Annotated in this window: 14 protein-coding genes; 9 read left to right on the top strand and 5 right to left on the bottom strand. The window is 71.3% G+C overall.

Translation table 11 applies throughout. The features are described 5' to 3' along the window. The first annotated feature begins 15 nt into the window (after positions 1–15). Both ACQEVI_RS27070 and ACQEVI_RS27065 read left to right on the top strand, forming a co-directional pair. Positions 16–1,605 (top strand): trypsin-like serine protease, encoded by a 1,590-nt coding sequence (locus ACQEVI_RS27070; protein ID WP_432905491.1) that lies wholly within the window; start codon positions 16–18, stop codon positions 1,603–1,605. A 111-nt stretch (positions 1,606–1,716) separates the two neighbouring features. Beyond that, complete coding sequence (locus ACQEVI_RS27065; RefSeq protein WP_432905488.1) at positions 1,717–2,130, top strand: nuclear transport factor 2 family protein; 414 nt, start codon at positions 1,717–1,719, stop codon at positions 2,128–2,130. On the opposite strand, the gene ACQEVI_RS27060 is transcribed toward ACQEVI_RS27065, so the two are convergent. Next, positions 2,098–3,528, bottom strand: a complete 1,431-nt coding sequence (locus ACQEVI_RS27060) for an MFS transporter (RefSeq protein ID WP_432905486.1) — start codon at positions 3,526–3,528, stop codon at positions 2,098–2,100. The two genes, ACQEVI_RS27065 and ACQEVI_RS27060, sit on opposite strands and share 33 nt — an antisense overlap. Before the next feature lie 57 nt (positions 3,529–3,585). Between ACQEVI_RS27060 and soxR the strand changes: the two genes are divergently transcribed. The 5 genes from soxR to ACQEVI_RS27035 all read left to right on the top strand — a co-directional run bounded on the left by soxR (position 3,586) and on the right by ACQEVI_RS27035 (position 9,544). After that, positions 3,586–4,038, top strand: coding sequence for a redox-sensitive transcriptional activator SoxR (soxR, locus tag ACQEVI_RS27055; protein WP_432905483.1), 453 nt, complete (start codon positions 3,586–3,588; stop codon positions 4,036–4,038). A gap of 91 nt (positions 4,039–4,129) precedes the next feature. Next, positions 4,130–4,516, top strand: a complete 387-nt coding sequence (locus ACQEVI_RS27050; protein ID WP_432905481.1) for a VOC family protein — start codon at positions 4,130–4,132, stop codon at positions 4,514–4,516. 103 nt (positions 4,517–4,619) lie between these two features. After that, positions 4,620–5,303 carry a PAS and ANTAR domain-containing protein gene (locus tag ACQEVI_RS27045; protein WP_432905478.1) on the top strand — a complete coding sequence of 228 codons (684 nt, stop codon included), beginning with the start codon at positions 4,620–4,622 and terminating at the stop codon, positions 5,301–5,303. Positions 5,304–5,390: 87 nt separating this feature from the next. Continuing rightward, positions 5,391–9,263, top strand: coding sequence for a S8 family serine peptidase (locus ACQEVI_RS27040; RefSeq protein ID WP_432905476.1), 3,873 nt, complete (start codon positions 5,391–5,393; stop codon positions 9,261–9,263). An 86-nt stretch (positions 9,264–9,349) separates the two neighbouring features. Further along, a complete protein-coding gene (locus ACQEVI_RS27035) occupies positions 9,350–9,544 on the top strand; it encodes a CsbD family protein (protein WP_432905473.1) in 195 nt (64 codons plus the stop codon). A gap of 80 nt (positions 9,545–9,624) precedes the next feature. Here the strand turns inward: ACQEVI_RS27035 and ACQEVI_RS27030 are convergent, their stop codons facing one another. After that, positions 9,625–12,909, bottom strand: a complete 3,285-nt coding sequence (locus ACQEVI_RS27030) for a family 78 glycoside hydrolase catalytic domain (RefSeq protein WP_432905470.1) — start codon at positions 12,907–12,909, stop codon at positions 9,625–9,627. A gap of 89 nt (positions 12,910–12,998) precedes the next feature. On the opposite strand from ACQEVI_RS27030, the gene ACQEVI_RS27025 reads away from it, so the two are divergent. After that, entirely contained in the window at positions 12,999–15,167 is a 2,169-nt protein-coding gene (locus ACQEVI_RS27025) for an MDR family MFS transporter (protein WP_432905468.1), read from the top strand. An 8-nt stretch (positions 15,168–15,175) separates the two neighbouring features. Here the strand turns inward: ACQEVI_RS27025 and ACQEVI_RS27020 are convergent, their stop codons facing one another. Together ACQEVI_RS27020 and ACQEVI_RS27015 are read right to left on the bottom strand one after the other, a co-directional pair. Then, a complete protein-coding gene (locus ACQEVI_RS27020) occupies positions 15,176–15,655 on the bottom strand; it encodes a hypothetical protein (RefSeq protein WP_432905465.1) in 480 nt (159 codons plus the stop codon). Between the two features lie 123 nt (positions 15,656–15,778). Beyond that, positions 15,779–16,756 carry a TerC/Alx family metal homeostasis membrane protein gene (locus tag ACQEVI_RS27015; protein ID WP_432906149.1) on the bottom strand — a complete coding sequence of 326 codons (978 nt, stop codon included), beginning with the start codon at positions 16,754–16,756 and terminating at the stop codon, positions 15,779–15,781. Positions 16,757–17,209: 453 nt separating this feature from the next. Between ACQEVI_RS27015 and ACQEVI_RS27010 the strand changes: the two genes are divergently transcribed. Further along, positions 17,210–18,676 carry a non-reducing end alpha-L-arabinofuranosidase family hydrolase gene (locus tag ACQEVI_RS27010; protein WP_432905462.1) on the top strand — a complete coding sequence of 489 codons (1,467 nt, stop codon included), beginning with the start codon at positions 17,210–17,212 and terminating at the stop codon, positions 18,674–18,676. An 11-nt stretch (positions 18,677–18,687) separates the two neighbouring features. On the opposite strand, the gene ACQEVI_RS27005 is transcribed toward ACQEVI_RS27010, so the two are convergent. After that, positions 18,688–19,158 (bottom strand): SRPBCC family protein, encoded by a 471-nt coding sequence (locus ACQEVI_RS27005; protein ID WP_432905459.1) that lies wholly within the window; start codon positions 19,156–19,158, stop codon positions 18,688–18,690. Positions 19,159–19,210 lie beyond the last annotated feature (52 nt).

The raw sequence follows: 19,210 nt of genomic DNA, 5'->3' as shown, positions 1-19,210 counted from the left end.
CAGCAGAGGGAAATGATGACCACGAAACCCCAGCGCCGCCATGCCCCCGCTGGCGCTGTCACCGCGCTGACCGCCGTCCTGCTGCTGGCGCCCCTGCTCGTGCCGGCCGCCACAGCCGTCGTCGGTGCACCGTCCGACACCGACCATGAGTTCACCGCGCGGCTCGAGATCGGTGACGAGGAGACCGGGCGTGCCTGCTCCGGCGCGCTGGTCGCGACGTCGTGGGTGCTCACGGCCGCGAGCTGCTTCTCCGAGGATCCGGCATCCGGCCTGCCGCCGGTCGCGGGAGCGCCGCCCATGACCACGGTCGCCACGATCGGCCGGACCGACCTGACCACCGACTCGGGGCAGGAGCGCGACGTCGTCGAGCTGGTCCCGCACGAGTCCCGCGACCTCGTCCTGGCTCGCCTGTTCGGGCCGGTGCCGGAGATCGCCCCGGTCGCGGTGGCGTCCGAGCCTCCTGAGGCAGGGACCGAGCTCGTCGTCCCCGGCTACGGCAGGACGGCCACCGAGTGGGCCCCGCTGGAGCGCCACACGGGCACCTTCGTCGTCGACTCCGTGTCGGGCGGAGACATCGCCATCACCGGTCAGGACGGTGCGGCGATCTGCGCCGGTGACGCCGGCGGGCCAGCCCTGCGGGTGACGGCCGACGGTCCAGAGCTCGTCGCGGTGAACAGCCGGTCCTGGCAGGGCGGCTGCTTCGGCAGCGACCCCGCCGAGACCCGCACCGGCGCGGTCGAAGCCCGGGTCGACGACGTATCGGGCTGGATCCAAGAGGTCGTGCAGCGAGAGGAGCCCGAGCCGCCGCCTGCCGCAGCCGCGGGCTGCGCTCCGGCTCGGTGCCTCCCGGACTTCAGCGGCGACAAGCGTGCTGACATCATCGGCGTCGACGCCGACGGCTATCTCTGGCACCACCGCCAGGCCGCGGACGACAGGCTCGGCACCGGCCACCGGTTCGGTCCGGGCTGGGGCACCTGGAAGTTCGTCATGGCCGCGGACTGGAGCGGTGACGGCGCGGACGACGTGGTCGGGGTCGATGCCGGCGACGTCCTCTGGTACTACCCGCACCAGCGGTCCGCCGAGGGCGTGGACTACTTCAGCAGCCGGATCCGGATCGGCACGGGCTGGGGGAACATGACCAAGGTCATGGCCGCTGACTGGACCGGTGACGACCGTGCCGACGTGCTGGCGGTGAACGGTGCGGGTGATCTGCTGCTCTATGTGCACGGAAGCGGCAGCAGCCTGGGCCAGCCGGTCCGGATCGGGCACGGGTGGGACGGTATGCGTCTGGTCACCGCGGACGACGTGACCGGCGACGGCCGAGCCGACGTGCTCGCGGTCGACGCCTCGGGGACGCTCTGGTTGTACCCGCACACCAGCGGCAACAGCTTCGGTGCCCGGACGCAGCTGGCAACGGGATGGGGCGACGTCACGACGATCGTGGCGGCGGACTGGAGCGGCGACGGCACGGCGGACGTCATCGCCCGCAACACCAACGGCGACCTGAATTACTACGCTCACTGGTACAACACGACCCGCGGCCACTACCTCGCCGCACCGGTGAAGGTCAGCCAGGGCTGGGGCACCTGGCACCACATCGGCTGAGCCCGGCGCCGGACGGCCCCACCCTCTCAGGTGGGGCCGTCCGGCGTCAGCGTGCATCTGCCATGAGCGAATCTCCTGGTGGAGGGCGCACTCGCTCGACACGCTGGGTCCATGACGATCGCCGACCACGTTGAAAGCCTCCGCCAGGCCGAGAGGCGCCTGCAGGCCGCCCAGCTCGCGTCCGACGTCGACGCCCTGGACGGCCTGATCGAGGACACGGCTCTGTTCACCGGGCCGGACGGGAGCGTCCTGTCCAAGCGGGACGACCTGCAGGCGCACGCATCCGGCTATCAGGTGATGAGTCGCGTCGAGGAAGAGGACCTCAGGGTGCTCGTGACCGCCGGCACCGGGGTCACCTTGTTCCTCGGCACTCTCGAGGGCACCTTCGGCGGTCAGCTCCTGACTGCCCGGATGCGCTACACCCGGACCTGGACGCACGACGACCGGGCAGGGTGGAAGATCGTCGCAGCGCACGCCACGATCGTCGCCGGATCAAGCTCCGGGGACAGCGGCGGTGTCCTGTGAGCCGATCGTCGTCTGCGCTCGTTCCGCCCGGTAGGCGGTCAGGCAGCCCAGCGCGGCGATCACCGCGAATCCGAGCAGGAGATATCTGGCTGAGTCGGCGTGCGACGGCAGCCCCAGGTTCACCAGGACCCCGCCGATCGCCGAGGCGAGGGCGAGTCCGATCAGCTCGACCGTGTTGACGCCCGCGGCGGCTTTTCCCGCCTCCTCGGGGTCCGGCGAACTGCTCATCGCCGCGACGATGAAGTGCGGGAACGCGAGGCCGATACCGGCTCCGGCGACGAGCAGCCCGGCCATCCAGACTGCGACGGTGGCGATCCCGGCGCCGTCGTACTGGAACAGGCCCGTGACGGCCAGCCCGGCGGCCAGGACCCCCGGCCCGATGATCCGAAGCCGCTTCAGTGTGCGGGGATCGGAGTAGTTCGCGCTGAAGATCATCGTGATCGACCAGCCCAGCGAGACGACGGCGCCGAGGAAGCCGGCGACGACCGGCTCGAGGCCGGCGAGCCGCTGCCCGAACAGCGGCGTGAACGCCTCCGATGCTGTTCCGGTGATGAGGATCGCGATGGTCAGGTAGATCCACTTCAGTGGTGATCCCGGGGCGTAGGTCGACCCGGGGAGCACCTTGACGGCCGCGGTCCTCTCCCGCAGGAGGAAGCCGAACAGCAGCGCCCCCGCCACCGCGATCGCGGCGACGAGCTGGACCCGCACGGTCAGGATCCCTGCCACGCTGATCACCGCGGTCGTGGCTGTCAGCAGCACCAACGATCCGACCGGGACCGAGAGGGGCGTCGCGGAGCGCTGTCCGTGCGGCAGTACCCGGGGCGCGGCTGCGGCCACCACGACTCCCAGGACGGCCAGTACGACGAACGCGTACCGCCAGGCGTCGAACTGCGCGAAGAGACCACCGACCGCAGGGCCGGCGAGTGTTCCTACGCCCCACATCGCTGAGATCAGCGCCGTTGCCTTGGCCCAGAGATGCGCCGGCAGTGCGCTCTGGATCACCGCGTAGCCGAGGCCGGCCAGGAGGCCGCCGCCGAAGCCCTGGATCGCGCGCCCGACGAGGAGGATCTCCATCGTCGGGCTGATCGCACAGACGACCGTGCCCACGACGAAGGGCGACAACCCGATCAGATAGGCCCCCGTCGGGCCTCTGGAGCCCAGGATCTGGCTGACCAGCATCGACGAGATCACCGAGGCGATCATGAAGACCGTGGTGGACCAGGCGTACAGACGCTCGCCGCCGATCTCGCCGATCGCCGTGGGCAGCAGGCTCGTGGTCAGGAAGATGTTGATGGCGTGCAGGGCCACGCCGCCGGCGAGCACGAGCGAGGTTCCGAGATGGGCCGGGCCCAGTAGTTCTCGCCACGTACCGGTACCGGCCTGTTCGACAGTTGTCATGCGGAAGACGGTAAAATCCCAAGTTCACTTGAGGTCAAGCCCAGAACGGAGGGCCGGGTGGCGAAGGATCCTGAGGACAGGCTGTCGGTGGGGGAGGTCGCTCGCCGTACGGGGGTCGCTGTGTCAGCCCTGCACTACTACGAGCAGCTGGGGCTGATCTCGTCCGAGCGCACCGGCGGTAATCAGCGACGCTACCCGCGGTACATGCTGCGGCGGATCTCGTTGATCCTGGTCGCCAAGCGACTCGGCATCCCGTTGGCCGACGTGCAGGAGGTGTTCTCCACCTTGCCGCTGGACACCATCCCCAGTGCGCGTGACTGGCGACGGGTCTCGAAGCAGTGGCACGGCCAGCTGGAGCAGAAGCGACGCGAGATCGAGCGGCTGGAACGTGAGCTGACCGGCTGCATCGGCTGCGGCTGCCTGTCGATGAAGTCCTGTCGGCTGCTCAACGTCGACGACGAGCTGGGCGAGCGGGGGCCGGGACCTCAGCGGCTCGAACCTACGACCTGATCGCCCGGTCCGGTGCGATCCACGAACGACCGATGACTTCCGGCCCGCACCGTCGTCCGCCACATGACTGGTCCGACGAAAGGAACCCATCATGGTCACCACGCTCCGCAGCTTCAGCGGCTTCTCGGTCGACGATCTCGACGCCGCCCGCCACTTCTACCGTGACACCCTCGGCCTGCTCGTGCGGGACAACGCGATGGGCGCGCTCGAGATCGACCTCACCGAGGGGTCGTCCGTGTTCGTCTACGCCAAGGGGGAGGCCCACGCACCGGCGTCGTACACGGTGCTCAACCTCGTGGTGCCGGACATCGACGAGGCGGTGACGGAGCTGGAGGCGGCAGGGGTGAGCCTGATCCGCTACCCTGGGTTCGACCAGGACGAGCACGGCGTCTCACGGAGCACCGACCCGTCCCAGGGCCCCACGATCGGCTGGATCGCTGACACGGCGGGCAACGTCATAGCGCTCATCGAGGACTGAGCCACCGGGGCGGAGCGGACCTGATGCGGATCGGACCCTTGCTCGGCTAGCTTTCCAGTATCGTTCGAGCATCGGTTCGGCGACTCATTCCTGGAAGGTGCCCGTGAGCTCTGCACAGATTCCCGGTGATGTCTCGCTCGGCAAGATCGAGCAGGCGCTGGACGGCGGTGACCGGCCGCCGGTCGGTCGTTACCGCCTCGACCTCGCGACCGGCGAGTGGGCGTGGTCCGACGAGGTGTACGAGATGCACGGCTTCGAGCCGGGCGAGATCGTGCCGACGACGCCGCTGATGCTGTCGCACAAGCACCCGGACGACCGCGGGCGGGTGGACGGCGTCCTGCGGCGTGCCGCCGAGACCGGGCAGACGTTCAGCTCGGTGCACCGCATCCTCGACGCCAAGGGCAAAACCCGGACGCTGGCGGTCACCGGCCAGGGCAAACGGGACTCCGCCACGGGCCGGGTGACCGAGCTGTTCGGCTACTTCATCGACGTCACCGACTCCCACCGTGCGGCGGCGGCGCGGGAGGCGACCGCCTCGATCAAGGCCTCGGACGAGCGGCGGGCCGTGATCGAGCAGGCCAAGGGCGTGCTCATGGTGGTCTACGCCATCGAGGACACGGCGGCGTTCGACCTCCTGCGGGAGGCGTCCAACCGGTCCAACGTCGCGGTGCGGGACATCGCGACCACGCTGGTGAGCCTGTTCTTCGGGCCGGAGGTCACCGACGTCCCGACCCGCGAGGCGATAGAGAAGTTCCTGGCCGACCCCCGGCCGCAGCTGGACGACTGAACTCACATCCACCGATACCCAACCGATCCGGCTCGAGGCGCGTTACAGCAGGTAGAGACGTCTCTCACCGCAGATCGGGGTTCAGTGATGAAGGCTCGTGCACGCCGGACGGTCAGGCCCGCACGCCGGACCGTCAGCAAGATCGTCGTCGCCGCGGCGTCGGCCGTGGCTCTCGTGGCAACGTCCGGCGCGGCGCTCGCGCCCGGCGACGTCGCCGCGCCGGAGCGCACGACGCCGCCGGAGCGGCCCACCACCACGGTCGTCACCCTGGTCACCGGCGACCAGGTAGCCGTCACCGAGCGGGACGGCGCGGACCTCGTCCGGATCCTCCCGGCCGAGCGCCCCGGTGGGGCGCCGGTCGCGTTCCACGAGGTCGCCGGCGAGGAGCGGCACCTGGTCATCCCGACCGATGTCCTCTCGCTCGTCCCGGACAAGCTCGACCGCGACCTGTTCGACGTCAAGCGGCTCGTGGCCGACGGGCGCACGAACGACCTCCCGGTGATCATCCAGGCCAGCGGCAGCGGCGACGCCCGCGCGGCGCGGCCCGACTGGGCGGCGCTCGGCGTCGACACCGAGCGCACGCTGGAGTCCATCGGCGCGGTGGCCGGCGACCTGGAGACGGCGGCGGGGCCCGGCGAGCCGGCGTCGTCCTGGGCACTGCTCCGCGCGCTGGGCGCTGGGCCGGACAGCACCCCCGGCGCCAAGGCCGCGCCGTCCGGCGGCGGGATCGCCAAGGTGTGGCTGGACCGCCGGGTCGATCCGCAGGACGCCGACTCGACGCCGCAGATCGGCGCCCCGCAGGCCTGGGCGGCCGGGCACACCGGCGAGGGCGTGTCGGTGGGCGTCATCGACTCCGGCGTCGACGACGCGCACCCCGACCTGGACGACGGCGTCGTCGCGGCCGCGCGGGACTTCACCGGCTCCGGCGAGGACCCGGACAGCACCACCGACGAGGTCGGGCACGGCACGCACGTGGCCTCGATCATCGCCGGCTCGGGCGAGGCGTCGGACGGCGTGAACCGAGGTGTCGCGCACGGCGCGCGCGTCCTGGACGCCAAGGTGCTCACGTCCGACGGCGGCGACACGTCCTGGGTGATCGACGGGATGGAGTGGGCGGCCGAGCAGGGCGCCGACATCCTCAACCTCTCGCTGGGCCAGCCCGGCAACTACACGGACGGCACCGACCCGGCGTCGCTCGCCGTGGACGCGCTGAGCGAGCAGTACGGCCTGCTCGCCGTCGCCGCCGCGGGCAACGAGGGACCGGAGCACGGCACGATCCCCACCTTCGGTACCGCGTCGAGCGCGCTCACGGTCGCGGCGGTGGGCGACGACGACCGCGTCGCCGGCTTCTCCAGCGTCGGCCCCCGGGCCGACGGCGCCCTCAAGCCTGACATCGCGGCGCCCGGCGTCGGCATCGTGGCGGCGCGCGCCGCAGGCACCACCCTCGACGAGCCGGTCGACGACCTGCACGTCGCGGCCAGCGGCACCTCGATGGCGGCGCCGCACGCGGCGGGTGCCGCCGCCGTCCTGCAGTCCGCCCGCCCCGACCTCACCGGCCAGGAGCTCAAGGACGTGCTCATGGCGTCCACCCAGCACACGCGGCCGAACTCGGTCTGGCAGGAGGGCACGGGCCGGGTCTGGATCCCGCGCGCCCTGCAGCAGAGCGTCACCTCCGACCCGCCGTCCCTCTCGTTCGGCATCCAGCGGTACCCGCAGGACGAGGCGGACCCGATGACCCGCACCGTCACCTACCGCAACCCCGGGAAGGCCGCGGTGGAGCTCGACCTGACGCTCGCGGTGCGGGACGAGGCGGGCGAGCCCGCCCCGGACGGCACGGTCACGGCGTCGGCGACGAGCCTGTCGGTCCCGGCCGGCGGCACCGCGAGCGTCGACCTCACCCTGGACCCGGCCGCCGCGCCACCCGGCGCGTACGGCGGCGGGCTGGTCGCGCGGGCGCCGGGCGGCGTCCAGGTGCGCACCGCCGTCGGGTTCGTCAACGAGAGCGAGAAGTACGACCTGACGATCCGGGCGACCGACGTCGACGGCTCACCGGCGACGTCGGACGACCACCTGGTCCTGCAGAACGCGGCGGACCCGTGGGACCTCATGTGGGTCGAGCCGCGGTTCACGGACGGCGTGGCGACCGTGCGGGTCGACCCCGGCTCGTACTACCTCGCCGGGTTCTTCGAGGCGCGCGAGCCGGGCTCGTCCTGGCCGAGGGCCGTCACGGCGATGTCCGACCCGCTGGTGCAGGTGGACGGGAGCACGACCATCGAGCTGGAAGCGCGCGACGCCCGCCCCCTGGACGTCCACACGCACCGGGTGACGGACGACGCCGGCAAGAAGCTCCTCTTCTACCGGCTCGTGGACGGCCAGTACAACGGCACGGTGAGCGCCGAGTACGGCGGGTATGCCGACGACGTCGCCGCGCCGGACTTCTACGTGCTGCCGACCGAGCGGGTGGGCGAGGGGGTCGAGTTCGAGTTCGTGTCCGCGACCCAGCAGCGTCAGCCGGTGCTCCAGGTCACCGCCGACCGTGGTGCGGGCGACGTGCCCGCCACCGCCGTGCCCGGGTCCGAGCCGGTGACCGGCACGAGGCAGGTGCGGCTGGTCGACGCGGGCGCCGGTTCCGCGGCGGAGCTGGCCGCCGCGGGAGCGCGGGGCCGGTTCGCGCTGGTGAGCCAGGGCGACGTCGTGGCGCAGGCCGCCGCCGCCGAGGCCGCCGGCGCGGCGGGACTGCTGGTCCGCGGCGACGGGCTCGGCACGGTTCCGGGCGTGGTCGACGGCGCGGGCATCCCGGTGCTCGCCACCGACCGGGAGACCGGCGACCGCCTCCGCGACGAGCTGGGCAGCCGCCCGGTGAAGCTGCGCGTCCTCGGCCGCGACCAGGCGGCCTACACCTACGACACGGTGGTCGAGCGGAAGGGGCAGGTGCCCGACGAGGACCTCGTCCTGCGCGCCGGGCCCCGCAACCTCGCGACGCTCGACATGGACTACCGCGCGATGGGTGCCGAGGGGCAGGTCCAGGTGACGCCCGTCATCGAGCGGGCCGGCCGCTCTGCGATCTTCGGCCTCATGAACCAGCTCGTCGCGCCGCTGGACCGGACCGAGTACGTGACCGCCGCCGAGGGCGTCCGCTGGTACCACGAGGTGATGCCGCGGTACAGCGACGCGCGGCTGGCGAGCGGGTTCGCCTCGGAGATCCGCGCGTTCCAGCCGGGGGACACCGCGGCCGAGGTCTGGCTCGCCCAGGTGCACCATGGCGGGTTCACGCCGCCGGGCGTGGCCGGGTACGGCGAGTTCGGCGGGGCGTCCGCCGTCCGGGAATGGGACTCGTTCGCGTTCGAGCTGCCGTTCTGGGTCGACGACGCGGGGCACTCGGTGCCGGTCGCCCTGCCGTGGGAGGAGGAGGCCGAGGTCCGGTTCCGGCTGTGGCAGGACGGCAAGCTGGTGTTCGAGAACGACCACACCTCCGGTTACGTCTTCGACCTGCCGGCCGAGCCGAAGCGGTACCGGATGCGGGCCGACGTCGCGCGGTCCACGCCCTGGTGGCAGCTGTCCACCCGGGTGGCGACCGAGTGGCGGTTCACCTCGGGCTTCGCGGACGACCGCGTGGTGCTGCCGCTGCTGCAGATCGACTACGGGCTGTCCCTCGACGACCGCAACCGCGGTGACCTCCGCGAGGTGCTCAGTCTGTCGGCCGCTCAGCAGGCCGGCTCCACGCCGTCGGCGGTGGAGGAGATGAAGCTCTGGGCGTCGGCCGACGACGGGAAGACCTGGAAGCCGGTGGCAGTCGCCTCCGGTGGCGGTGCGCACGACGGCGCGGACGAGTTCACCGCGACCGTGCGGGTGCCCCGCGGCACCGAGTACGTCTCGCTGCGGGCCGAGGCGCGGGACGCCGCGGGCTCGACGGTCAGGGAGACGGTGATCCGGGCGTACGCCGTCGGCGGTCAGAGCTGACCGACGGCTTCCGGCCGGGCGACGTCGCCGCGTGCGAGTGGGACGGGTCCGGGTGAGCCTTGAGGGACCGAGAGAAGGGTGAGCTGATGAGCGCCGGAGACAAGGTCCAGAACGCAGCCGAGAAGGCCACGGGCAAGGCGAAGGAGACCGTCGGGGACGCCACCGACAACGAGGAGCTCGTTGCCGAGGGCCGGGCCGACCAGGCCAAGGCCGACCTGAAGGACGCGGGGGAGAACATCAAGGACGCCGCGCAGGACGCGAAGGACGCACTCGACAGATAGACGCCTTCGACAGGTAGTGGTTCTACGGGGCGAGGCCGCGACGCGCGGCCTCGCCCCGTGCTTGTCGTCGCGCGGGCCGGCTACGCGACGAAGGCGTACCACCCGGACCCGACCCGCACCACCACCGCGCCGTCCTCGACGGACACGGCCGCGATGCCCTCCGGAGGCGTCCCTGCGAGCGACAGCCGGCGTCCCCGCTCGGTGACGGCCTCGGGATCACGCGCGGGGACCCGAACGGTCGCCGTCGACCCGACAGGGACCGTCACGCCCAGCGTGAGGCTGCCGCCCGTACGGCGCCACTCGCTGGAGACCGTGCCGTACGGCGTCCGGATGCCGGCCCGCGCCGACTCCAGGTGCTCGGTGACCGCGGGCGCGATCGTGATGTCCCGGTAGCCGGTCTCGGGTGACGCCTGGATGCCGGCGACGTGCTGGTAGAACCAGTCGTCGACGGTGCCGAGGAAGTAGTGCCCGTAGGAGCGCGCCTCCAGCGACCAGTGCTCCCACATCGAGGTCGCGCCGTTCTCGATCATGTAGCCCCAGCTCGGGTAGCCGGTCTGCACGGCGAGCTCGTAGGCGACGTCGGCGTACCCGTGCTGGGTCAGCGCCGGCAGCAGCCACTTGGTGCCGAGCACACCCGTGTTGAGCTTGGTGCCCTTGGCACGCACATCGGCCACGATGCCGTCCACCACGCGCTGCGTCGTGGCGGCGTCGGGCACGAGGCCGAAGGCCACGGCGAGCACGTTGTGCGTCTGCCGGTAGCCACGGTCCCCGGTCCCGCGGTACCGCCCCGCGGTGGCGTCGAGGAAGGCGTCGTTGAACGCGGCCCGGATCGTCGCCGCGTTCCGGGCGAAGTGCTCGACGTCGGCCGCCTTGCCCAGGAACCCGGCGCTGCGCCGCATGAACACGGTCATGGAGTAGAGGAAGGCCGTGGCCGAGACCCGCAGGTCCTCGGGCGCGTTGCCGCCCGCGGGGCTCGCCTCGGGGCTGACCCAGTCGCCGAGCCGCGCGTCGGGGACGATGCCGCCCTGGGACCGGTCGAGCTCGAGGTCGACGTACCGCTTCATGCCGTCGTAGCACTCGGCCAGGACCCGCTTGTCGCCGCCGTACTGGTAGAGCCACCAGGGGATCATCACGTAGGCCGCGTGCCACGGCGGGCACACGCCCCACTCGCCCCAGCTCCCGGAGCTGGGCGCGATGACGAGCGGCCGGCCCTGGGCGTCGCGCGTCTCGTGCACGTCGCGCAGCCACTTGGCGAACAGCTCGTGCACGTCGAGGTTCGTCAGGAACATCTCGGCGCCGACGGCGGCGTCGCCGGTCCAGCCGTTCTTCTCGAACATCGGCGTGTCCGTCGGGATGCCGTGGATGTTGTTCTTGAGCGTGTCGACGACGGCGCGGTGGGTCCGGTTCATGATCTCGCTGGAGCTCTCGAACATCCCGGTCTCGGCGGCGGCCGTGTGCACGACCTTCGCGGTGAAGGCCGCCAGGGGAGGGGGCCCGTCCTGCGGCCAGCCGGTGACCTCGAGGTACTGGAAGCCCTTGTAGGAGAACCGGGGCTCCCACGTCTCGGGCCGGCCGGTGCCGGCCAAGGTGAAGCGGTCGGTCTGGAACCCGGCCTGGAACCCGCCGTTGTTGCTCAGGTTGACGCGCCCGGAGTCGGTCAGCTTCTCGCCGTGGGCGGCGCGGACCGTCGTCCCGGCGGGCCCGGTCACGGTGTACGCCACCCAGCCCGCGATCACCCGGGGGAACTTCACGACGTACACGCCCGGCTCCGGCTTGGTGACCTCGACGGCGGGCAGTGACTCGATGACCTCGATCGGCTGCTGGCGCTGGTTGACCAGCACACCCCGCGGGCCGGGAGCCACGGAGGCGGGCGCCCACCCGCCGTCGTCGAACCCTGCGCTGTCCCAGCCGGGCAGGGCCCGGCGTGCGTCGTAGGCCTCGCCGCCGTAGAGGTCGTCGAACACCGTGGGCCCGTCGTGGATCCGCCAGGTCGCGTCGGTGACCACGCGCTCGACGGCGCCCCCGGCGTACTCCAGGTGCAGCACCGCACGCACCACCGGCTCGTCGTGCCACGGCGGCGCCTCCCACCGCCACACGTTGCCGCCGGTCATGCCGTAGAAGCCGCGTCCCAGCTCGATACCCAGCGCGTTGCGGCCCCGCCGCAGGCTCCGCGTGAGGTCGACGGCGGTGTACTGGACCGTGTCGTCGTAGTCGGTGAAGCCCGGCGCGAGCACCTGGTCGTCGGCCGGCCTGCCGTTCAGCGACACGTTCGCGTACCCGCCCGCCGCCAGGTAGAGCGTTGCGCGCTCGAGGCGCGGCCCCACCTCCAGCATCTTGCGCAGCAGCGGCGCCGGCAACGGGTCCCGGGTCGGCAGCCGCACCCCGCTGCCCCACGGCCCCGAACCGTAGGCCGCGATCTCGGCGGCCGGCTCCCAGCCGGAGTCGTCGAGGTCGGGCCGCGCGAAGTCCGCCGGGAACTGTGTCGCCGCCTTCCAGCCGCTCCCGGTCGTGCGGGTGGTCGTCGTGCCGTCGGACCAGGTCAGGCGGACGACGGCGAGCACCGCCCCGGGGCTGACCCCGTCGTTCGTGCCGCGCACCGCGACGACGGTGCTGCCCGGGGTGCCGGAGAGGTCGGCCTCGTGGAATCGGGAGGCCTGCCAGCCGTTCTCGGCGGGCTCGGTGGCGCCCAGCTCGACGCCGTCCACCCAGAGCGTGAAGGAGTCGTCGGCGGTGATCAGGATCTCGGCCCTCGTCGCGGACGCGCCGTCGGGTCCGGTCTGCGTGATGCGGAATCCACGATCCTGGTCGGGCAGCTCGCCCTCCGCCAGCCAGATCCAGGAGGCGCCGGCGAAGGTCAGGTCGGTGACCTGGTCCGGGCGGCGCTCGTTGCCGATCCAGGCCGCACCGGCCCAGTCGCTCTCGGCGTACAGGCCGGTGCGGAAGCCCGACGTCGTGGTGCTGCTCCCGTGCGTGGTCGCCACGTCCACCCGCCAGTCGTAGTCGGTGGCGGCGCGCAGCGCCGGGCCCGCGTACTCGACGTTCGCCGACTCCTGGGACGGCACGATGCCGCTGTCCCACACCACGCGGGCACGCGGCCCGCGGGTGCTGACCCGCAGCCGGTAGGACGTCTGCTCGACGCCGCGCCGGGCCGACCCGACGGTCCACGAGAACCGGGGGCGGTCGACGTCGATCCCGAGCGGGCTCGTCTTCTTCTCGACGAGCAGGTCGGCCAGTCGCACGGCGCTGCCGCCGTGCCGCGGCTCGCTGGTCGCGGACGCCGCGACGGCGGGGACGCCCACGGGCAGCGCGACGGCGGTCGAGGCGACGCCGGCGGTCTTGAGGAACAGTCTGCGGTCCAGGGTCATGACGCCTCCAGGCGTAACCGGTCGTCGTCGACCGGCCGGTTGAGAAGAGAGCTCCATTGCAACGTTTCAACCACGCGCGGCCAGCATAGGTGCGCGCTCGCAGAGGGAACCAGCCCCCGACGGTCAGGGAAATTGCGTACACGCGGGCCGAGGTGCTGCGACACCGCCGCTCCCCGCGCCGACCCGAACGGGCCGTGCCAGTGTGTGTGGCGGGCGCGGACCTCGCCGTCCGCCAGGACGCTGGGAGGCGCCGCATGACCACACCGAGCGCGGAGGCCGGACCGCAGGTGCTGCCCCGGACCAGGGTCTGGGCGATCTTCGGCGGGCTCATGCTCGCGATGCTGCTCGCCGCCCTCGACCAGACCATCGTCGCCACCGCGCTGCCCACCATCGTCTCCGACCTCGGCGGCGCGGAGCACCTGTCCTGGGTCGTGACCGCCTACATGCTGGCGAGCACCGCGACCACCGTGCTCTGGGGCAAGCTCGGCGACCTCTTCGGGCGCAAGACCCTCTTCATCGCCTGCATAGTCATCTTCCTCGCCGGCTCCGTCCTGGCCGGCACGTCCCAGACGATGGGTCAGCTCATCGCCTGGCGCGCGGTCCAGGGCGCCGGCGGCGGCGGGCTCATGGTGCTGTCCCAGGCGATCATCGGCGACGTCGTACCGCCGCGGGAACGCGGCAGGTACCAGGGCCTGTTCGGCGCCGTCTTCGGCGTCTCGTCGGTCGCCGGACCGCTGCTCGGCGGGTTCTTCGTCGACAACCTCGACTGGCGCTGGGTCTTCTACATCAACATCCCCGTCGGAGCCCTCGCGCTGATCGTCGTCGCGTCCGTCCTGCCGCGCATCGCCGCGGGAGCCAGGCCACGCATCGACTACGCGGGCATCATCCTGCTGGCCACCCTCTCGACGGCGATAGTGCTCGTCACCAGCCTTGGCGGCACCACCTGGGCGTGGAGTTCCGCACCTGTGTACGCCATGGCGGCGCTCGCCGTCGGCTCCCTCGTCGCGTTCATCGCGGTCGAGCGGCGCGCCCCCGAACCCGTGCTGCCGCTGCACCTGTTCCGCAGCCGGGTCTTCTCCGTCGCGGCGGTCATCGGGTTCGCTGTCGGCTTCGCGATGTTCGGCGCGATCACCTACCTGCCGCTGTACCTGCAGACCGTCAAGGGCTCGACGCCCACCGAGTCCGGCCTCGAGATGACGCCGATGATGCTCGGCCTGCTCATCACGTCCATCGGCTCAGGCCAGCTCATCAGCCGCACCGGGCGCTACAAGATCTACCCGGTCCTCGGCACGGCCATCACCGCCGTCGGCCTCTACCTGCTCTCGCTCATGGGCCAGGACACCACCACCCTCCAGGCCGGGCTGAGCATGTTCGTGTTCGGCGCCGGCCTCGGCATGGTCACCCAGGTGCTCGTCATCGCCGTGCAGAACGACGTCGGCTACCGCGACCTCGGTACCGCCACGTCCGGCACCACCTACTTCCGCACCATCGGCGCGTCGATCGGCGTGGCGGTCTTCGGCACCGTCTTCTCGGGCCGCCTCACCGCCGAGCTGTCCGACGACGTCCCCGGCACCGCCCAGGGCGCCTGCGGGCCGGAGGCGCTCGCGGCGTCCACCCAGACCCTCGCGCGGTGTGCGCCCGAGGTGCAGGCCTGGTTCCTCGACGCCTACTCCGGAGCCCTGCACGTCGTCTTCCTGGGGGCGGTGCCGGTGGCACTGCTGGCGTTCGCCCTGACCTGGCTGCTGCCCGAGGTCGAGCTACGCACCGCGACCAGGGGCGGCGACGGTGGTGCGGGGCACGCGGCGGGCGCGTCCTTCGCGCTCCCGTCGTCCCGCACGTCGCTCGAGGAGCTGCGCATGATCCTGTGGCGCCGCGTGGGCAGACGCGACCCGTTGCGGGTCTACGAGATGACGGCGCAGGAGGTGGGCCTGTCCCCGGCGGAGGCGTGGATGGTCACGCGCGTCTCCCTCAAGCGCACACGGTCCGTGCGGCTCATGGCCGAGCGTGCCTCGGCCTCCGAGCAGGTGGTGCGGGACGTCGCGGACGCGCTCGCCGCTCGCGGCCTGGTCGAGGTCGACGGCGACACGGTCCGGGCGCTGCCCGCCGCGGACACCGTCGCCGAGACCATCCGGGAGGCGGAGCGCGAGCGGTTGCGGCGCTACGTCGCCGAGTGGCCCGACGGCGACGAGCCGGAGGTCGCGCAGCTCGTGGACCAGCTCACGCACGAGCTCATGGCCGACCACCCGAAGCCAACCTGACGGACTGGTCAGCGGGCGGGGGAGTGGTGGGTCGCGCGGGAGCGGGTACGCGTGCCCGAGCCGGTCGGGACGCCGTTCCCCGGAATCGAGCTCGAACCCGTGCCCGTACCCGCGTCCCACGCCCGTGCGATGCCGAGGCGGCGCAGGTGCTCGCCGTTCACCGTGGCGCCGTCGGGCCCTATCCAGTGCTCGTTGCCGAACCGGTCGTCGGTCGCGGCGTCCCAGCGGCGCATGAACGGTGTGCCGTTGTCCGTGATGACCACCGACCCGTAGCTCGTGGGGAGCGGTCGTGCGGGGAGATGGATGACGGTGTAGATCTCCGCGAGGTCCGTCGGCCCGACGGAGGACACGCTGTACCAGTTGCCGTCCACGTCGCGCTGGACCGCGTACCCGCTGGCGTCCAGCGCGACGCTGAGGTGCGGCAGGTCGGCCGCGAGAAGCTCCTGGCTGGTCTGGTAGACGGTGCCGACCTGGGCTACCTGGCTCATCGGGTAGGTCTCCTTGGCGTCGAATCGGTGGTGTCCACCCATCAAAGCGGATTTGTAGCGATTCGTGGGCCTGAGTGGCCTTTTTTTTCACGGGCCGCCCGGGTTACCGGGCGGCCCGTCGGCTCACCGGGGTTCCGTCTCGGCCGTGGCGACGCGCTCGGGCTGCTCCGAGCTCTTCGAGCCGCGCGTGGCGTACAGGCTGGTGGCGGTCACCACGGCGAGGACGCCGATGATGACGCCGAGCGAGGCGAGCGTGGGGATCTCCGGGACGCCCGCCCAGATGCCGTGGGCCCAGTGCAGGACGAGCTTCACGCCGATGAACGCGAGGATCGTCGCGAGCCCGTACCCGAGGTGGACGAGCTTGCTCAGGGCACCCTGGAGCACGAAGTACAGTGCGCGCAGGCCGAGCAGGGCGAACGCGTTCGTAGCGAACACGAGGTACGGGTCGCTCGTGATGCCGTAGACGGCGGGGACCGAGTCCACCGCGAAGACGACGTCGGCGGCGAAGACCGCGACCACCACCACCGCCAGCGGGGTGAGCATGCGCTTGCCGCCCTCGCGGACCGAGAGGCGGGAACCCCGGTAGTCGTCGGTGACGGGCATGAAGCGGCGGATCAGCCGGACCGAACGCAGCTCGGAGACCTCGACGTGGTGGGAGCTGCCGCGGAGCTGGTCGACGAGGATCTTGACCGCCGTCGCGAGGAGGATCGCACCGAAGAGCAGGAACGCCCAGCTGAGGTTGGCCAGGACCGCCGCGCCGAGCGCGATGAACACCCCGCGGAGCACGAGGGCCCCGACGATGCCGAGCAGGAGGACGCGCTGCTGCAGCGCGGCCGGTACGGCGAAGGCGGTGAGCAGGAGCATGAACACGAACAGGTTGTCGACCGACAACGACTTCTCGACGAGGTACCCCGTGAGGTACTGGACGCCGATGTCGGAGCCGAACGTGGCCCAGATCCAGCCGCCGAAGGCGAGGGGGAGCGCGATGTAGAAGGCGCTCCAGCCCAGGGCCTCACGCATGGACACCTCGTGCGGGCGCCTGGTGATGAGGAAGTCCACGGCGATCAGGGCCAGGACGGCGAGGATGGTCACGGCCCACATGGTGGGAGTGGCGACAGAGGGCAGGGCAGCAGAAGCGGTACCTGTGAAGGCGAGCAAGGAGTCTCCGTGGTAGATGGCTCCGAGGTCTCCTTCACCTTGCCGAGCAAGGTCGCCGCCCGAGGTCGCATGGTGCGCCGTAATGACCGGACGATGTTAGGGAAGTACTCCCCTCGCAGTGCGCATCCTACGACACGTTTCTGGGTGAGATATGTCTTGTGTGCCAGGTGGGACTTCGATAACGTTATCGACAATCTACCGCTGCGTGAGAGCACTCCCCGCGACAACGATGTTAGCGCTCACACGATTGGCTCCACGCAGGCGGCTCCCGATGAGCCGCGGTCCTGATCACGCCGCAGGTAGGGCACTGCACTGACCGGTCACCGGCCGGTCACTGACCGGTACTGCCCAGGCGCGGTCGTCGCAGACTGCGCCCTCACAAAAGAGGAGCGAAGGATGAGGAAGTCCATCGCACGACTTGCACTGGCGCTCACAGCAGCCCTGGTGCTGGCCCCGGCGGCAGCGTTGCCGTCCGAGGTCGCCCCGGCCGCCGCCGCGAGCGCCAACCTGCTCACGAACGGCGACCTGGAGAACGGCACGACCGGCTGGTCGGTCTTCGGCGCCGGGTCACTGGCGTCCACGACCAGCCCGGTCCACGGCGGCGCTCGCGCCCTGCTGCGGACGGGCCGCACCGCCGCGTGGAACGGCGCAGCGCAGACCGTCACGTCCGCGCTGACGAACAACACGAGCTACACGGCGAGCGCGTGGGTGCGCTCCCAGAGCGGGACGCCGACCGGCCGCATCACGCTGGCGCTGACCGCCGGCGGCACGACGAGCTACGTCAACCTGGCGCAGGGGGCCGTGAACTCGTCGGGCTGGACGCAGCTCACCGGCACCACGACGGTGTCCTGGTCGGGGACCCTGTCGTCGGCCACGTTCTACGTGGAGACGGCGGCCGGTACCGACAACCTCTACATCGACGACGCCTCGCTGGTCAGCAACACGTCGACGTCCTGCGACCTGCCGTCCAGCTACCGCTGGTCGTCCACCGGGGTCCTGGCGAACCCGAGGTCCGGCTGGGTCGCGCTGAAGGACTTCACCGTGGCCCCGTACAACGGTCAGCAGCTCGTCTACGCGACGACGCACGACTTCGGCACGTCCTGGGGCTCGATGAACTTCAGCCTCTTCTCCAACTACTCGCAGATGGGGAGCGCCTCGCAGAACGCCATGAACTCCGGCACGGTGGCGCCCTCGCTCTTCTACTTCGCGCCGCGGAACATCTGGGTGCTGACCTACCAGTGGGGTCCGTCGCCGTTCATGTACCGGACCTCGAGCGACCCCACGAACCCGAACGGCTGGTCGGCAGCGAGCCCGCTGTTCACCGGGTCGATCTCCGGCTCCAACACCGGACCGATCGACCAGACGATCATCGGCGACGGCACGAACATGTACCTGTTCTTCGCCGGTGACAACGGGAAGATCTACCGGGCCAGCATGCCGATCGGGAACTTCCCGGGGAACTTCGGCAGCTCCTACCAGACCATCATGAGCGACACCACGAACAACCTGTTCGAGGCCCCTCAGGTCTACAAGCTCAAGGACCAGAACAAGTACCTGATGATCGTCGAGGCCATCGGCTCCAACGGGCGGTACTTCCGCTCGTTCACGGCGACCAGCCTCTCCGGTACCTGGACCCCGCAGGCCGCCACGGAGAGCAACCCGTTCGCCGGGAAGGCCAACAGCGGGGCCACCTGGACCAACGACATCAGCCACGGTGAGCTCCTGCGCACCAACGCGGACCAGACCATGACCGTCGATCCCTGCAACCTGCAGCTGCTGTACCAGGGCCGGTCGCCGAGCTCGGACGGGGTGGACTACGGCCTGCTCCCGTACCGGCCGGGCCTGCTCACGCTCCAGCGGTAGGGGCGTTCACGTCACGCGGTACCCGCGTCTCGCTGGCTGTGCGAGGCGCGGGTCCCGCCGTCACGGTGCGCGAGCGTGGCGAGCGCGTCCTTCCAGTACCCCTCGGCAGCCTTGGCGTGCCGTTCGGTGTCGATGTTCTGCTCGACGACGGTGACGAGCGTGCCGCCGTCGTCGGGCTCCAGCACCATGCGGATGTCGTGGTAGTTCTCGGGGACGTCGTCCAGGCCGTTCAGCGGCGCGAAGTGCGTGAAGTGCAGGAGCCGCGGCCGTTCGACGGCGATGACCGTGCCCTTGTCGGCGAACACGCGGCCGAAGAAGTGCCCCTCGAACGTGATGGGGCTGCCCGGCTGGAAGTCGGTCTCGATGTTGGCACCGAGCATCCACCGCGCACCGGGGTGCATGAGCTCGGCCCAGACGCGCTCGGGCGGCTCGGCGATATGGGTCGTCGCGGTGACGCTGTGGCGCGGGGTCTCGGTGCTCATAGTTGCCTTCCGTCGTGCTCTCGGACACGACCGTACCCCGCCGCAGTTCAGG

The sequence above is a fragment of the Promicromonospora sp. CA-289599 genome (assembly GCF_050936155.1).
In the GTDB taxonomy this organism is placed as follows: domain Bacteria; phylum Actinomycetota; class Actinomycetes; order Actinomycetales; family Cellulomonadaceae; genus Promicromonospora.
This window is presented reverse-complemented; position numbering and strand designations above follow the sequence as displayed.

What these genes read in the sequence shown, in the direction of transcription:
- ACQEVI_RS27070 (WP_432905491.1), top strand. Translation starts at nt 16, where the DNA reads ATGACCACGAAACCCCAGCGCCGCCATGCCCCCGCTGGCGCTGTCACC.
- ACQEVI_RS27050 (WP_432905481.1), top strand. Translation starts at nt 4,130, where the DNA reads ATGGTCACCACGCTCCGCAGCTTCAGCGGCTTCTCGGTCGACGATCTC.
- ACQEVI_RS27015 (WP_432906149.1), bottom strand. Translation starts at nt 16,756, where the DNA reads ATGTGGGCCGTGACCATCCTCGCCGTCCTGGCCCTGATCGCCGTGGAC.
- ACQEVI_RS27010 (WP_432905462.1), top strand. Translation starts at nt 17,210, where the DNA reads ATGAGGAAGTCCATCGCACGACTTGCACTGGCGCTCACAGCAGCCCTG.
- ACQEVI_RS27035 (WP_432905473.1), top strand. Translation starts at nt 9,350, where the DNA reads ATGAGCGCCGGAGACAAGGTCCAGAACGCAGCCGAGAAGGCCACGGGC.
- ACQEVI_RS27005 (WP_432905459.1), bottom strand. Translation starts at nt 19,158, where the DNA reads ATGAGCACCGAGACCCCGCGCCACAGCGTCACCGCGACGACCCATATC.
- ACQEVI_RS27020 (WP_432905465.1), bottom strand. Translation starts at nt 15,655, where the DNA reads ATGAGCCAGGTAGCCCAGGTCGGCACCGTCTACCAGACCAGCCAGGAG.
- ACQEVI_RS27065 (WP_432905488.1), top strand. Translation starts at nt 1,717, where the DNA reads ATGACGATCGCCGACCACGTTGAAAGCCTCCGCCAGGCCGAGAGGCGC.
- ACQEVI_RS27040 (WP_432905476.1), top strand. Translation starts at nt 5,391, where the DNA reads ATGAAGGCTCGTGCACGCCGGACGGTCAGGCCCGCACGCCGGACCGTC.
- ACQEVI_RS27030 (WP_432905470.1), bottom strand. Translation starts at nt 12,909, where the DNA reads ATGACCCTGGACCGCAGACTGTTCCTCAAGACCGCCGGCGTCGCCTCG.
- ACQEVI_RS27060 (WP_432905486.1), bottom strand. Translation starts at nt 3,528, where the DNA reads ATGACAACTGTCGAACAGGCCGGTACCGGTACGTGGCGAGAACTACTG.